This window comes from Lentzea sp. NPDC051213 (genome assembly GCF_044455585.1).
In the GTDB taxonomy this organism is placed as follows: Bacteria; Actinomycetota; Actinomycetes; order Mycobacteriales; family Pseudonocardiaceae; genus Lentzea.
Genome location: NZ_JBITEX010000002.1, coordinates 1,470,666 through 1,485,291, shown reverse-complemented (window position 1 = coordinate 1,485,291; position 14,626 = coordinate 1,470,666). Strand labels below are relative to the sequence as shown.

The window sequence follows — 14,626 nt, the reverse complement described above, 5'->3', positions numbered from 1 at the left end:
CCGCTGAGCCCGGGGAGGCACGCCACCATGAGCCCCCAGACCCGGGGCCCCCACCCCCCCCCCCCCCCCCCCCCGCCCCCGCGCGCCCCCCCCCCCGCCCCCCCCCCCCCCCGCCCCGCGGCCGCCCCCCCCCCCCCCCCCCCCCCCCCCCCCCCCCCCCCCCCCCCCCCCCCCCCCCCCCCCCCCCCCCCCCCCCCCGCCGGCGCGCGCGCCCCCCCCCCCCCCCCCCCCCCCCCCCCCACGCCGCTAGAGCGTGATCAACGCCTGCACCGGCAGGTGGTCGGACGGAAACTGGCCACCTCGCTGGTAGGCGTTGATCGCGGCGGCCTCGATCGCGGCGCCGCGGGTGAGGATCCAGTCGATCCGCGAACCGTCCGGAACCAGCGGCAGATAGCCGTGGAACGTCCCGAACGCCGGGGTGATCCGCGGCCCCGCGCGCCACGAGTCGGTCAGCGTCACACCGGTCGTCAGGATGTCGTAAGTGGGTGAACCGGCGGCGGCGTTGAAGTCACCGGTCAGCACGATCGGCAGTGTCAGTGCCTTGATCCGGTCGCGCACGAACTCCGCGCTGCGCAGCCGCGAGTTCTCCGACTCGTGGTCGAAGTGGGTGTTGACCACGACGAACTGCCTGCCGGTGCGGCGGTCGGCGAAGCGGACCCACGTGACCATGCGGATCACGTTGTTGCCCCACGACCGCGAACCCACGACGGCCGGCGTCGCGGACAGCCAGTGGTGGTCGAACTCGAGCGGGTCGAGTCGCGCGGTGTCGTAGAAGATCGCCATGAACTCGTCGTGGCTGCCACCGGCCCGGCCGAGCCCGATCCAGTCGTAGCGGTCGGGCAGGTCGTGCTCGATGTCCAGCAGCTGCCGGTAGAGGCCCTCCTGGGTGCCGAGCACCGTCGGCAGCTCGTCGAGCAGGAGCTGCGCCAGCACGGGACGCCTGGCGGCCCACGAGTTCGGCTCGGCGTCAGAGGCGTAGCGCAGGTTGAACGACATCACGTGCAACGAGTCGTTGGGCGCCGGACCGATCAACACCGGTCCGAGCATAGGCCCGCCCTCTGCTCGAGGGCGGGCCTACGACCCGTTATGCCGGCGCGTAGCCGGTCGGGCGGCTGGTGAACGTGCCGCGGCCCTGGGTCCGGCTGCGCAACCTCGTCACGTAACCGAACATCTCGGCCAGCGGCACGCTCGCCGTGACCACCGTGGCGCCGGACCTGGTCGTGGAACCCAGGATTCGGCCCCGGCGGGCGGCGAGGTCACCGAGCACCCCGCCGACGTGGTCGTCCGGCACGGTCACGGTGACCTCCGCGACCGGTTCCAGCAACGCCATCGCCCCGGCCTTGAGGGCCTCGCGCAGACCGAAGCGGCCAGCCGTGCGGAACGCCATCTCCGACGAGTCCTTCACGTGCGTGGAACCGTCGGTCAGCGTCACGCGCACGCCGGTCACCGGGTGGCCGAGCGGTCCTTCGGCCAGTGCGTCCCGGCAGCCCTGTTCGACCGCGCGGACGAACTCCTGCGGCACGCGCCCGCCGGTGACGGTGGAGCGGAACTCGAAGCCCGTCTCCAGCGGCTCGGTGTCGATGACGATGTGGGCGAACTGTCCTGCTCCTCCCTCCTGCTTCACGTGCCGGTAGACGAATCCCGTGACGCCGGTCGCCACGGTCTCGCGGTAGGCCACCCGCGGGCGGCCCATGGTGATCTCGACGCGGTGGTTCTGCCGTGCCTTCTGCACCGCCACCTCGAGGTGCAGCTCACCCAGGCCAGACAGCACGGTCTGACCGGTGTCGGGATCCGTCGCGACCTTGAGCGACGGGTCCTCGTCGATCAGGTGTGCCAGGGCGTCCGCCAGTCGTCCATGATCGGCCGAAGACTTGGCTTCAACCGACACTGAAACAACAGGGACAGCAGACACCGGAGGCTCGAGGAGCAGCGGAGCCGTTGGCGTGCACAGGGTCGCTCCCGTGCGTGCCGACTTCAGCCCCACCAGCGCGACGATGTCGCCCGCCTCCGCGGTGTCGACCGGCGTGTGCCGGTCGGCCTGCACGCGCAGGATCCGGCCGACCCGTTCCGGTCGTCCGCCCACGAGCACCGTCTCTCCTTTGTGGAGTGTGCCCGAGTACACCCGCACGTAGGTGAGGCGGCCGGTGGCGGTGGCGTTCACCTTGAACACCAACGCCGCGAACGGCGCCTCCGGGTCAGGCTGCCTCTCCTCGCCATCGACGCCCCGCACCGGCGGAACGTCCACAGGGGACGGCAGGTAAGCGATCACCGCGTCCAGCAACGGTTCGACACCGCGGTTGCGGTAGGCCGAACCGCACAGCACGACCGTCGCCGCACCTTCGCGGGTCAGTTCTCGTAGCACCGAGCGCAACGTCTGCTCGTTCACACCTCCTTGAGCACAGAACTCCTCCAGCGCGGCCGGATGCAGCCCGGCCACCGTCTCCTCCAGCAGGCGACGGCGCCGTCGCGCCTCCTCTTGCAACTCTTCCGGCACAGGCCCTTCAACGAGTACGTCGTCCCAGGTCAACGCCCGCATGCGAACGAGGTCGACCACGCCGATGAACCCGTCCTCGGCACCGATCGGCAGCTGCACGACCAGCGGAACGGTGTGCAGGCGCGTGCGGATCGACTCGACGGCCGCGTCGAGGTCGGCACCCGCGCGGTCGAGCTTGTTGACGAACGCGATGCGCGGCACGCCGTGCCGGTCCGCCTGCCGCCACACCGACTCGCTCTGCGGCTCGACGCCGGCCACCCCGTCGAACACCGCGACCGCCCCGTCGAGCACCCGCAGCGAACGCTCGACTTCATCGGCGAAGTCGACGTGCCCAGGGGTGTCGATGAGGTTGATCCGATGCCCGTCCCACGTGCAGGTGACGGCCGCGGCGAAGATCGTGATGCCGCGATCGCGCTCCTGCGGGTCGAAATCCGTGACGGTGGTGCCGTCGTGGACCTCGCCGCGCTTGTAGGTGGTACCGGTGGCGAACAGCACGCGTTCGGTGAGCGTGGTCTTGCCCGCGTCGACGTGGGCGAGGATGCCCAGGTTGCGGACAGCGTTCAACGTGGTGGTGCGCATGACTCTTGGTTGCCTTCCACGGAAAGTTCCAGGGATGGCGCGATGGACCGGCGAACCTCAGGAGGTCGCCGGCAGAGTCCGGTGCCCGGCGCGCAGCGAGCAGCCGGGGTGCGAAGACACGAGGATCACGTCGAAACGGGACGAGAGGGCGGCAACGGCGGTACGCACGGCCGGTCTCCCCTCATCGCTCAGTTGCGGATCTTGGGAGCAGTGTAGGGATTCGCCGTCGGCGCGAAAACTCATTTAACTGATCGACCGCGCGAGCTCGACGTTGCGATCACGACCACGGCGTCGTACTGTCCCCATTAAGTTCAAGCATTGAACGAATGAGGTGGATCATGAGCACGCCCACTCCCGCGGACAAGTTCTCCTTCGGTCTGTGGACCGTGGGCTGGCAGGGCCGCGACCCGTTCGGCGAGGCCACGCGGCCCGAGCTCGACGTGGTCGAGGCCGTGCACCGGCTGAGCGAGCTGGGGGCCTACGGGCTGTCGTTCCACGACGACGACCTGTTCGGGTTCGCGGCGACGGACCGGGAGCGGCAGATCGGGCGGCTGCAGGGCGCGCTGGCCGAGACCGGGCTCGTGGTGCCGATGATGACGACGAACCTCTTCAGCCACCCGGTGTTCAAGGACGGTGGCTTCACCAGCAACGACCGCGGCGTGCGGCGGTTCGCGCTGCGCAAGGTGCTGCGCAACATCGAGCTCGCGGCTGAGCTCGGCGCGCAGACCTACGTGCTGTGGGGCGGGCGTGAGGGGTCCGAGTACGACACCGCGAAGGACGTCCGGGCGGCGCTCGACCGGTACCGCGAGGCGATGAACCTGCTGACGCAGTTCGTCGTCGACCGTGGCTACGACCTGCGGTTCGCGATCGAGCCGAAGCCGAACGAGCCGCGCGGCGACATCCTGCTGCCGACCGTGGGGCACGCGCTGGCGTTCATCACGACGCTGGAGCGGTCCGAGCTGGTCGGGCTCAACCCCGAGGTCGGGCACGAGCAGATGGCCGGGCTCAACTTCGTGCACGGGATCGCGCAGGCGTTGTGGCACGACAAGCTCTTCCACATCGACCTCAACGGCCAGCGCGGCGTGAAGTACGACCAGGACCTGGTGTTCGGCCACGGCGACCTGATGAACGCGTTCAGCCTGGTCGACCTGCTGGAGAGCGCGGGCTACGACGGGCCGCGGCACTTCGACTACAAGCCGTCGCGCACCGAGGACGTCGAGGGCGTCTGGGCCTCGGCCGCCGCGAACATGCGGACCTACCTGCTGCTGCGCGAACGCGCGCTGGCGTTCCGGGCGGATCCGGAGGTGCAGGAGGCGCTGGCCGTCGCGGGCGTCGCGGACCTGCGCACGCCGACGCTCAACCCCGGCGAGACGGTGGACGACCTGCTGGGCGAGAGCTTCGACCCGGACAAGGCCGGCGAGCGCGGGTTCGGTTTCGTGCGGCTGAACCAGCTCGCGCTCGAGCACCTCACCGGAGCGCGCTGACATGACGCTCGTGGCCGGCGTCGACTCCTCGACGCAGTCGTGCAAGGTCGTGGTTCGCGACGCGGAGACGGGCCGGCTCGTCCGGGAGGGGCGCGCGGCGCATCCGGACGGCACCGAGGTGCATCCGTCGCACTGGTGGATCGCGCTGCAGGACGCTCTCGACGACGCCGGTGGGCTCGATGACGTCGCGGCCTTGAGCGTCGCGGGGCAGCAGCACGGCATGGTGTGCCTGGACGACGACGGCAAAGTCGTGCGGGAAGCGTTGCTGTGGAACGACACCCGTTCCGCGGCGGCGGCCTCCGAGTTGGTGGACGAGCTGGGTGCTGATGCGTGGGCGACGCGGGTCGGGCTCGTGCCGGTCGCGTCGTTCACGATCACGAAGCTGCGCTGGCTCGCTCAGCACGAGCCCGTGAACGCCAAGCGGACGGCGGCGGTGTGTCTGCCGCACGACTGGCTGACGTGGCTGATGCGCGGGACCGGCGACCTGGCCGACCTCGTCACGGACCGCTCGGACGCCTCGGGCACGGGGTACTTCGACTCGGTGGCCGACGAGTACGTGCCGGAACTGGTGGCGCTCGGGCTCGGCCGTTCCGACGTGCTGCTGCCGCGGGTCCTGGGTCCGGCGGAGTCGGTCGGGGCGGGGCACCTGCGGCTCGGGCCCGGTGCGGGCGACAACGCGGCCGCGATGCTCGGGGTCGCGGCCGGCGCCGATGTCGTGGTGTCGCTCGGGACGTCGGGCGTGGTGACCGCGACCAGCGACGTGCGAGCAGCCGACGCTTCCGGTGTCGTGGCGGGATTCGCCGACGCCACCGGCCGGTATCTGCCGCTGGCGTGCACGCTCAACGCCGCCCGCGTGCTGGACGCGACCGCCCGGATGCTGGGCGTCTCGCTCGATCGGCTGAGCGAACTCGCGCTGTCCGCGCCCGCTGGTGCGGAGGGCGTCGTGCTCGTGCCGTACCTGGAGGGTGAGCGGACGCCGAACCTGCCGGACGCGACCGGTGCGCTGCACGGGCTGACGCTGACCAACGCGACGCCGGCGAACATCGCGCGCGCGGCCGTGGAAGGCATGCTCTGCGGTCTCGCGGTGGGACTCGACGCGTTGGCCGAGCAGGGTGCGGACGTGACCGGTGTACGGCTTGTGGGTGGGGCCGCGGCTTCTCCTGCCGTGCGTGAGATCGCGCCCGTCGTGTTCGGGGTGCCGGTGACGGTGCCCGCGCCGGGTGAGTACGTCGCGGACGGTGCGGCGCGGCAGGCGGCCTGGGTGCTGACGGGTGGGGCGCGGCCGCCGGAGTGGGCGGGATCGGACAGCACGAGATACGAGGCGCCGGCGGTGCCGGAGATCCGGGCGCGGTACGGCGAGGCCTCGCAGCGATACTTGAACCGATGACCACCGTCGACCACCTGCGGCAGGTTCGCCTGGGCAACCTGCGGACCGTCCTGCTCGCACTCGTCGACCGCCCCGGCTCACGGGCCGACCTGGCCTCCCGCACCGGCCTGACCAAAGCGACCCTCTCCAACCTCACCGAACCGTTGCTGGCCAACGGCGTCCTCATCGAGGAGCCGGCCACGCTCGCGGGCATCGGCAGGCCCTCCAAGCCGTTGCGCTTCCACCCGGACGGCCCGGTGGCGGTCGGCGCGGAGATCAACGTCAGCCACCTCGCCGTCGAAACGCTTGGCCTCGACGGCGAGACCATCCGCCGCCACCGCGTCGCCGCCGACAGCAGGCGCTCCTCGCTCACCGAAGTGCTCGACCGGGTCGCCACGCTGATCCGCGAGCTCACCGCGGACTCCCCGCGCAAGCTGCTCGGCGTCGGACTCGCGGTACCGGGCGTGGTGCACGACGGCGTCGTGGTGCGCGCCCCGAACCTGCCGGAACTCGTCGGCGTCCCCCTCGCCGACGAACTCGGCCGCCGCCTCGGCGCGGACGTCGAGCTGGAGAACGAGGCGAACCTCGCCGCGCTCGCCCACCTCTGGCCGCAGCACCTCGCGGGCGAGGACTTCGTGCACGTGTCGGCGGACGTGGGCATCGGTGCGGGCGTGGTGCTCAACGGCGAGGTGTACCGCGGCGTCAGCGGGTTCGCCGGCGAGCTCGGCCACGTCGTGATCGAACGCGAGGGCGTGCGCTGCACGTGCGGCAGCCGCGGGTGCGTGGAGCGGTACGCGGGTCTGGACATCATCCTGCGCGAGGCGGGCCGCAGGCGGCTCGACTCACTGCTCAAGGCGCTCGAAGCGGGTGACGAGAAGGCCGCCGGGTCGGTGGCGGCCGCGGGGCGGGCGCTCGGGGTCGGGCTCGCCACGCTGATGAACCTGTTCGACGTCCCGACGGTCGTGCTCGGCGGCAGCTATGCCCTGCTGCACGAGCACCTCGCCGTGGCGGTTCAGTCCGAAATGGACACCAGGGTGCTCGCGGGCGGCGAACGGCACACCCGGCTGCTGGCCTCGCCGCTCGGCGAGTTCGCCGTGGTGCGGGGTGCGGCGGGGCTGATCGCGCGGCGGACGGTGCAGCAGCCGGAGCGCCTGTTCGTCTGATCGCTTAGCCGTGATCGACTCACCCGGGTAGGGTCGCCGGGAGATTCCCGGGCTGGAGATCGGGCCGCGCGAAGGGTGGCTCGAGCGCCTGCTGGCGCTGGGGTGCGCGGCCGGCCGACATCGGCAGACGGGGCAGGAGTCGTGGCACGTGCTCACCGATCCGGAGGGCAACGAGTTCTGCCTGCTCAAGAGCCGCATCGACCCGCTCTGAGGCGGTGCTGGGCGGACGCGCACACCGATGGCTCCGGCGTGCGCAGGCAGGCACCACAAGGCGACCGCACACCCCGGCCACTCCGGCCTCTGCAGGCAGGCGCCACTAAGAGCCTGTTGGCGAATGGTTGCGCGAGGTCGGCGCCTCCATCGACGCGGCGGAATGGGTGCTGCTCGGCGAGCTGGCCAGGGGCGCGAACCAGCTCAAGGGCAAGGACCGGCCGATGGTACTGCCCGCGGACAAGCTGCCAACCGAGCTGCGCTACCCGAATCAGCGCTTCGGCGTGGAACTGGCGTGGGACGAGCGCGGTCAGCCGCACGCGGTCCCGGTGTTCCCCCAGGTCACCTCGCCAGCGCAGGTGCCGGACGCCGACGGGCGGATGCCCCGGCGGCGGTTGGACTTCGAGCCCGACCGTCGGCACGCCCGTAGGCACAACGAGATCTACCGGCGCGGCGACCGGCCGTGGCTGCGCACGGTCGCGGTGACCGGAACGCTGCCGGCGGTCGGTGGCGCACTGTTCGTCCTCAGTGGACAGTGGTGGGGTCCCGCTCGTATGGCCCGCAGGTGAAGGAGTCCCACGAATCGTCGAGGGACTGGAACACGATGACCCAGGGCAGGTCCTCGATTGGGGAGCCTTCCTCCGGCTCGCTGATGATCACACCACCCATGTTGGGTCCTCCTCGGTCCGTGCCGTGTCGGGGCAATGTCTACCGCCCCCGCTCAGACCCCCGTCGCCGCCCCTCGGTGTTCACCGGCCCGTTCTCCCGCCGTGGCCGAGGCGTCTGGCTGAATACGTCCGACTGACACATTTCGGCCGCAAGGCCTACCAGCGCTCCGGCGCGCTGAGCTCGGTCGAGGCCCAGATCACCAAGCCGGATCAGCTCACCAGCCCGACGAGCTTCGACACCAGCTCCGATGGCAGGGGGCGTGCGGCGTTCTCCGCGCGGAGTCGCTCGCACGCCGCCCTGATCTCCTTGTCCTCCAGCAGCTTCGTGAGATGCGAAGCGTCCACAGTGGTGTCTTCGAGCCACAGGCCGATACCAGCGTCGCGGACGAGTGTCGCGTTGTCGAACTGGTCGGCGCTGTGCGGAAGCAGCAACTGCGGCACTCCGGCGGCCAGCGAGGTGAAGGTGCTGCCGGAGCCGCCGTGGTGCACGATCGCGTCGCAGTGCTCCAACAGGGCGTTCAACGGGATCCACTCGACGAGGCGCACGTTCTCCGGCAGCTCGCCCAGTTCCGCGACGTCGGAGTCGCCGAGCGCGAAGATGAATTCCGCGTCGATCTCCTTGGCCGCCTCGACGATCTGGCCCAGCGCGCCGACGGACATCAGGCCGACCGCGGTGCCGAGGGTGACGCACACCCTCGGCCGTTCCCGCTTGGCGAGCAGCCACCCCGGCAGCACCCCGCCCGCGTTGTACGCGACGTAGCGCATCGGCCACCCGATCTGCGGGGTGCCGAGCCCCTCGGTGGCGATGTCGATGATCGCGTCGGCCTCGGTCGGCCGCGTCACGCCATGCCGGTCGTAGGCGTCGGTGTACTTGGCGTACAGCGCGAGCTCGTCGGTCCCGCGCGCCGAACCGAAGTTGTGCTGCACGGCGGGAATTCCGAGCTTCGCGGCGATGAACGGGCCCGCGGAGTCCATCTGCTCGAAGACCACCAGGTCCGGCCGCCAACCCTGGGCGGCGGCGAGCATCCCCTCGGTGAGCCGGTCGCCGAGCGCGGCGAACACCCGCGCGACGAGCTCCATCGCCCGCTGCGGGTCCTCCACGAACAGCTCGTGGATCGAGGCGAAGTCCCCGAACCGCTCGTTCTCCCGCACTGTAGTCCCGAAGAACTTCATCATGTCCAGCCCCGGCGCGGCCTCCACCGCGGGCAGCCCAGCTTGCGCGGCGCGCTCGACGACGTCACCGGTGCTGGCGACCAGCACGTCGTGACCCCCGGTCCGCAGCGCCCAGGCGAGCGGGATCATCGGAAACAGGTGGCCAAGCCCCGGCGATGACGAGAAAAGAACCCGCACGACTTCCTCCCTAGGAGTCTGTTGGCGAATGGTGTGGGTTGGTCGTGAGCGTGAGGGCATGAAGGTGGGGCTTCTGGTAATCGAGATGTACCACCAACTTGATCACCAAAAGCCCCAGGATGTCTGTCTACCGTGTCGAGGCCGCGAAGGCGAGTTGTGGCGTGTCTGGTTGCGCATGTCGTGACCGGACACGTCGGTATCCGTCTGATCTGACCGATGAGCAGTGGCAGGTGTTGGAGCCGCAAGCGCGGGCGGTCATGGCCGAGTTGCGCAAGAGCCCTGCCGGAGCGCCAATGAAGCATGACCTGCGTGCGATGGTGGACGCGATCGGCTATCTGACCCGCTATGGCATCGAGTGGCGGGCGTTGCCGGTCGACTTCCCGCCCTGGGAAGCGGTGTATGCGTTCTTCGAACGGTGGAGCGAACGGGGCCTGCCGCAGCGTCTGGTCGACCGGTTGCGGGGACGCATCCGGATCGCATGTGGCCGGGCCGAGTTGCCTACCGCAGCGGTCATCGACGCCCAGACCGTGCGCGGTGCCGACACCGTGGCAGCCGACGGCGCCGGCTTTGACGCGGGGAAGAAAACCAAGGGGCGTAAGAGAAACATTGCCACTGACTGCCTCGGACTCCTGTTAATGGTGACCGTCACCTCCGGCGGCATGCAAGACCGCGACAGCGCCCACCGGCTGCTGGCACTGCTGCGCGAACACTTCTCCACCATCACCCTGGTCTGGGCCGACGGCGGCTACGCCGGACGCCTCGTCACGTGGGCCAAAGCCGTGCTGTGCCTGACACTCACCGTTGTCAAACGCACCGACGACATCAAGGGCTTCGTGGTACTGCCCTGCAGATGGGTCGTCGAGAGGACGTTCGGCTGGCTGACCCGCCATCGACGCCTCGTCCGGGACTACGAACGCCGACCAGAACACCACGAAGCCATGGTGTGGTGGGCCACCGTCACGATCATGACCCGCCGCCTAACCCGAGAACTCTCCGGCGACCCACCACCAGCACGCTGGGGCCAGCCCAGACAACCCAGCTCAACCACGGCATGACCATCTACCAACAGGCTCTAAGCGGCCGCGCACCCCAACGACTCCGGCGTGCGCAAGTACGCGGCACGTTCCGCCGCCGTCAGATCACGCCCGGTCTCCGCGCAAATCCGCGCCGCCGCGTCCGAACTGGAAAGCGACCACCGAATGATCCTGGCGTCGTTCGCGCCGGACACCAGCTCGTTCTCCCGCGTGAACGCGACCGCCTGCACCGGGCCGGTGTGGCCGGTGAGCTCGACACCGGTCCGGCTGCCGAGGTTCCAGACGACGACCGAGTGGTCCTCTCCCCCGGACGCCAGCGTGTCGCCGGACGGGCTGAAGGCCAGGGCCACGACCGGTGCGGAGTGGCCGGTCAGCGTCATGAGCTCGGCCCCGGACGCCACGTCCCACACCTTCACGGTCCGGTTCGCGCCCGCGGTGGCGAACCGCGTGCCGTCCGGGCTGATCGCCACGTCCCGGACGTCGCCCTGACCGGTGGGGACGCGGCGCTCCAGCCGGTCGGCGGCGACGTCCCAGAGCATCGCGCCTCCCGCCGGGTCGGTGGAGATCAGCAGGCGGCCATCCGGCGTGAACTCGACGGCGCTCGCGATGTACGGGCCTCCGGAGAACGCGCCCTGCACGAGGTCCGGCAGGCTCCAGCGGAACCGGCCGAGCGACGCCGTGACGATGCCGCGTCCGTCCGGTTGGTAGGCGATGTCGGTCGAAGCGCCGAGACCGCTGTAGGAGAACGACGACACACGTTCACGTGCTGACACGTCCCAGATCGTGACGGTGTGATTGCGGGTCACCGCCGCGAGCCTGGTGCCGTCCGGGCTGAACGACACGGACTCGACCCGGTCCGGATGACCGTCCAAAGTGGCCAGAGCGGTGCCGTCGGGGCGCCACAGCCGCACGGTTCCGTCGTCGCCGGCGGACGCTACGACGTCCTGGTGCACGTCGATGTCGTTGATGCCGTCGGCGTGCCCGGTGAACGGTGGCACGGCGTCCTCGCGCACGGCCACGGTCCGGCCGAAGCCGCCCGACACCAGCAGCCTGCCGTCACGGCCCAGCGCGAGCGCCCTGGACTCGGTGCGGCCGCGGTCGCGGTAGGTGGTGATCGGGCGGCCGGTGCGGATGTCCCAGATCGTGATCAGGCCGTCCTCGTCCGCCACCGCCATCCGGCCGCCGACCGGTGCGGAGGCCTCCCACGCGTACGGGCCCTGTCGTGGAAGTTCCGAAAGCAGGGTGCCGTTGACGTTCCAGAACTTCACGCCGTTGCGCAGGGTGGCCGTGGTGATCGTCGCCGGGCCGTCGAAGTGGACGTTGTTGACCTCCAGCGACGGTATCTCGCCGATCCAGGCGCCCGAGGCGACGTCCCAGATCAGCGGCCGGTCCTTGCCGTTCGCGGTGACGAGCATCGAGCCGTCCGGGCTGAACGCCAGAGAGTTCACCTCGTGCGCGTGGCCGGTGAACACCCGCCGGGTGCGCGCGGCGACGTCCCACACCTCGACGTTGCCGCCCGCGACCCCCACCGCGAACGACGTTCCGGCAGGGTGGAAGGCCAGTCCCATGGTCAGCACGTCGAACCGTTGCGAGAACACGGGTTTGCCGGACGGCAGCTCCCAGACCACGACGTCACCCCGGCTGCCGCCCAGTGACGGCTGGGAGGCGTTGGAGGCGAGGAAGCGGTCGTCCGCGCTGAACTCGGCCTGGCGGGCGTAGCCGTTCTCGGTCAGTCCGTTGTGGTCGGAGAGCACGAGCTTCTTCGTGCGGGAGCGGGGATCCCACAACGTCACGAGGCCGTCCCGGTCGGCCGTGGCGATCACGTCGCCCTGGTGGGACACGTTCACGTCGAGCACCGGCGGGCCGTCGTTGTTGAGCTCGACCCGACGCCGCGGTGCGGAGGCGGTGCTCAGCAGCGCGCCTCGCGTGTCGTCGTCGGCGTGCAGCCGGAACGCGGCGACCGCGAGCAGCCCGGCCAGGTCCGGCGCGGTGTCCACGAGACCGCGGGCGGACAGCGCGAGCTGGTGCGCCTGGTCGGCCCGTTGCCGCAGCTGGGCTTCCCGCGACTGCCACCACGCGACGCCGCCACCGCCCGCGGCCAGCAGGAGCAGCACGCCCATGATCGAGACCAGCCGGGTGAGCAGCCGGTTGCGGCGTTTCACGCTCACCTGTTCGGCCTCGTCGCGCCCGGCCGAGGCCTGCAGGAACGACTCCTCGGCCGCGTTCAGCTCGCCGGGGTGGTCCTGGGCCCACGCGGTGGCGGTGATCAGCTGCGTGCCCCGGTAGAGCGCGCCTTCGTCCTGGTCGAGTTCGGTCCACGTGTGTGCGGCGGCGGTCAGCCTGCGGTGGACCAGCAGGGTCGCGCGGTCGTCGGAAAGCCAGCGCTGCAACCTGGGCCACGCCCTGATCAGCGCCTCGTGCGCGATCTCGACGGTGTCCTCGTCGAGGATGATCAGCCGGTCCGCGACCAGGCCGTCGATCACCTCGAGGGACGCGACGCCGTCGAGTTCCGCGCGGTGGATCGGTCTTCGGGTGTCCTCGGTGCCGTCGCCGAACGCGGTGAGCCGCACCAGGATCCGGCGCATCGCCTGCTGTCCCGCGGCATCAAGCTCGTCGTAGGCGCGTTCGGCGGTCTGCGCGATCGCGCCGCGCACCCCGCCGCCGGCCCGGTACGCCGCGAGGGTCAGCTCACCGCCGGAACGCTGCCAGGTCTCCACGAGCGCGTGCGACAGCAACGGCAGCGCGCCGGGCTCGGCGTCCACGTCGGCCAGCACCGTGGCCAGCAGGTCGGCGGCCACGCTCAGGCCGGACATGGCGGCCGGGCGCAGCACGATGTCCCGCAGGTCCGCGGTCGACGGCGGCCCGACGAGCACGGTCGCCTCGTCGGCGAGCGCTCGCACCAGGCCGGGGTGGTGCGTGATGTGGGCGAGGAAGTCCGCCCGGACACCGAGCACGACGCGCGTGCGCCGGCCAGGACCTTGCGCGGCGTCGAGCAGGACGGCGATGAAGCGAGCTCGCTCGTCCTCGTCCGGGCACAGGGTGAACAGCTCTTCGAGCTGGTCGACCACGAGCAACACGCGGACGTCGTCGGGGCCGTGCGCCAGCGCGTTGCGGACCTCGACGTCGAACGCCGCCGGATCCGCGCGCAGGTCGGGCCGCTTGCCGGTGATCGATGCCAGCGCACCGGCCAGTGCTTCGAGCGGGCGCGGGGTCGGCGTGATCAGCAGCGGGCGCCACGTGTCGCCGAGCCCGCCCAGCACACCGGCGCGCAGCAACGACGACTTGCCGCTGCCGGACGCGCCGAAGACGCCGACGACCGGATAGCGGTCGATCCTCCTGGTGACCAGCTCGACGAGGTGATCGCGGCCGAAGAACCACGGGTGGTGCTCCGGCTGGTACGCCATCAGGCCGCGGTACGGGCAGTCGGTGCGGGTGACCTTCGGCGCGGGCAGCGAGGCGAGCGGTTCACCGCGCAACATCGTCTCGTGCAGGCCGCGCAGGTCGGGGCCGGGTTCGATGCCGAGGTCACCGACCAGTCGCTCGCGCGTGCGGCGGAACACCTCCAGCGCCTCCGCCTGCCGATGAGCGCCGTACAGGGCGGCCATCAGCTTCGCGTGCAACGACTCCCGGTAAGGGTGGGCGGCGGCCAGCTCAGTCAGCTCGCCGATCACACCGGCGTGCCCGCCCAGGGCGAGGTCCGCGGTGACGCGTGCCTCGACCGCCCGCAGCCGTGCCTCGTCGAGCCGGGCGGCGAACTGCCGGATCACCGGTGCGTCGAGGTCGGCGTAGGCCGGACCGCGCCACTTCCGCAGCGCCTCGGCGAGCAGGTCGGCGGCTTTGGCGGGGTTGCCGTCCGCGAGCGCCTGTTCGCCGTCCTCGACGAGGGTGTCGAACCGGTGCGCGTCCAGCTCGCCCTGCTCGACAGCGAGCTCGTAGCCGGTCGGTTTGCGGGTGATCCGGTCGCCGAGGTCGAGGGCGCGCTTGAGTTGGTAGACGTACAGCCTCAGGTTCTCCTGCGCGGAGGCCGGCGGGACCTCCCAGAGCGCCTCGATCAGCCGATGCGGCGACACGGGCGTGTTCGCGTACCGCAGCAGCATCGCGAGCAGGATCCGTTGCTTCGCCGACCGCAGTGGCAGCTCACGGCCACCTGCCACGACGACGAGCGGACCGAGTACCCGGAACTCCACGCACCCTCCCCCACGGATCGGCCGAACGGTAACAACGACCAGGCGTTATACGCAGCCGATACGGAGAAATACGGCCCCGCGCCGACGGTCT

General features: G+C 70.9%; 9 protein-coding genes and 1 pseudogene. 6 read left to right on the top strand and 4 right to left on the bottom strand.

The window, feature by feature from the left end; genetic code table 11:
- Positions 1-246: 246 nt before the first annotated feature.
- Positions 247-1,035: an endonuclease/exonuclease/phosphatase family protein gene (locus ACIA8G_RS13405; RefSeq protein WP_396418661.1), complete on the bottom strand. Its 789-nt coding sequence runs from the start codon at positions 1,033-1,035 to the stop codon at positions 247-249.
- A 49-nt stretch (positions 1,036-1,084) separates the two neighbouring features.
- Complete coding sequence (gene fusA / locus ACIA8G_RS13400) at positions 1,085-3,073, bottom strand: elongation factor G (protein WP_396418660.1); 1,989 nt, start codon at positions 3,071-3,073, stop codon at positions 1,085-1,087.
- Positions 3,074-3,411: 338 nt separating this feature from the next.
- Between fusA and xylA the strand changes: the two genes are divergently transcribed.
- The 5 genes and pseudogenes from xylA to ACIA8G_RS13375 all read left to right on the top strand — a co-directional run bounded on the left by xylA (position 3,412) and on the right by ACIA8G_RS13375 (position 7,865).
- On the top strand, positions 3,412-4,557 hold the full coding sequence (gene xylA, locus ACIA8G_RS13395; RefSeq protein ID WP_396418659.1) for a xylose isomerase: 1,146 nt from the start codon (positions 3,412-3,414) through the stop codon (positions 4,555-4,557).
- A gap of 1 nt (position 4,558) precedes the next feature.
- Entirely contained in the window at positions 4,559-5,944 is a 1,386-nt protein-coding gene (locus ACIA8G_RS13390; protein WP_396418658.1) for a xylulokinase, read from the top strand.
- Complete coding sequence (locus ACIA8G_RS13385; protein WP_396418657.1) at positions 5,941-7,086, top strand: ROK family protein; 1,146 nt, start codon at positions 5,941-5,943, stop codon at positions 7,084-7,086. Before ACIA8G_RS13390 ends, ACIA8G_RS13385 begins: the two co-directional genes overlap by 4 nt.
- A gap of 79 nt (positions 7,087-7,165) precedes the next feature.
- Positions 7,166-7,297: pseudogene (locus tag ACIA8G_RS13380) on the top strand (VOC family protein); the annotation flags it as partial.
- A 127-nt stretch (positions 7,298-7,424) separates the two neighbouring features.
- On the top strand, positions 7,425-7,865 hold the full coding sequence (locus tag ACIA8G_RS13375; RefSeq protein ID WP_396418656.1) for a hypothetical protein: 441 nt from the start codon (positions 7,425-7,427) through the stop codon (positions 7,863-7,865).
- Between the two features lie 309 nt (positions 7,866-8,174).
- Here ACIA8G_RS13375 and ACIA8G_RS13370 read toward each other — a convergent pair whose 3' ends face one another.
- On the bottom strand, positions 8,175-9,266 hold the full coding sequence (locus tag ACIA8G_RS13370) for a nucleotide disphospho-sugar-binding domain-containing protein (RefSeq protein WP_396418655.1): 1,092 nt from the start codon (positions 9,264-9,266) through the stop codon (positions 8,175-8,177).
- A gap of 167 nt (positions 9,267-9,433) precedes the next feature.
- Between ACIA8G_RS13370 and ACIA8G_RS13365 the strand changes: the two genes are divergently transcribed.
- A complete protein-coding gene (locus ACIA8G_RS13365) occupies positions 9,434-10,369 on the top strand; it encodes an IS5 family transposase (RefSeq protein ID WP_396418706.1) in 936 nt (311 codons plus the stop codon).
- A 17-nt stretch (positions 10,370-10,386) separates the two neighbouring features.
- Here ACIA8G_RS13365 and ACIA8G_RS13360 read toward each other — a convergent pair whose 3' ends face one another.
- Positions 10,387-14,535 carry a BTAD domain-containing putative transcriptional regulator gene (locus ACIA8G_RS13360; RefSeq protein WP_396418654.1) on the bottom strand — a complete coding sequence of 1,383 codons (4,149 nt, stop codon included), beginning with the start codon at positions 14,533-14,535 and terminating at the stop codon, positions 10,387-10,389.
- Positions 14,536-14,626: the final 91 nt, after the last annotated feature.

What these genes read in the sequence shown, in the direction of transcription:
- fusA (WP_396418660.1), bottom strand. Translation starts at nt 3,073, where the DNA reads ATGCGCACCACCACGTTGAACGCTGTCCGCAACCTGGGCATCCTCGCC.
- xylA (WP_396418659.1), top strand. Translation starts at nt 3,412, where the DNA reads ATGAGCACGCCCACTCCCGCGGACAAGTTCTCCTTCGGTCTGTGGACC.
- ACIA8G_RS13390 (WP_396418658.1), top strand. Translation starts at nt 4,559, where the DNA reads ATGACGCTCGTGGCCGGCGTCGACTCCTCGACGCAGTCGTGCAAGGTC.
- ACIA8G_RS13385 (WP_396418657.1), top strand. Translation starts at nt 5,941, where the DNA reads ATGACCACCGTCGACCACCTGCGGCAGGTTCGCCTGGGCAACCTGCGG.
- ACIA8G_RS13370 (WP_396418655.1), bottom strand. Translation starts at nt 9,266, where the DNA reads ATGATCCCGCTCGCCTGGGCGCTGCGGACCGGGGGTCACGACGTGCTG.
- ACIA8G_RS13365 (WP_396418706.1), top strand. Translation starts at nt 9,434, where the DNA reads ATGTCTGTCTACCGTGTCGAGGCCGCGAAGGCGAGTTGTGGCGTGTCT.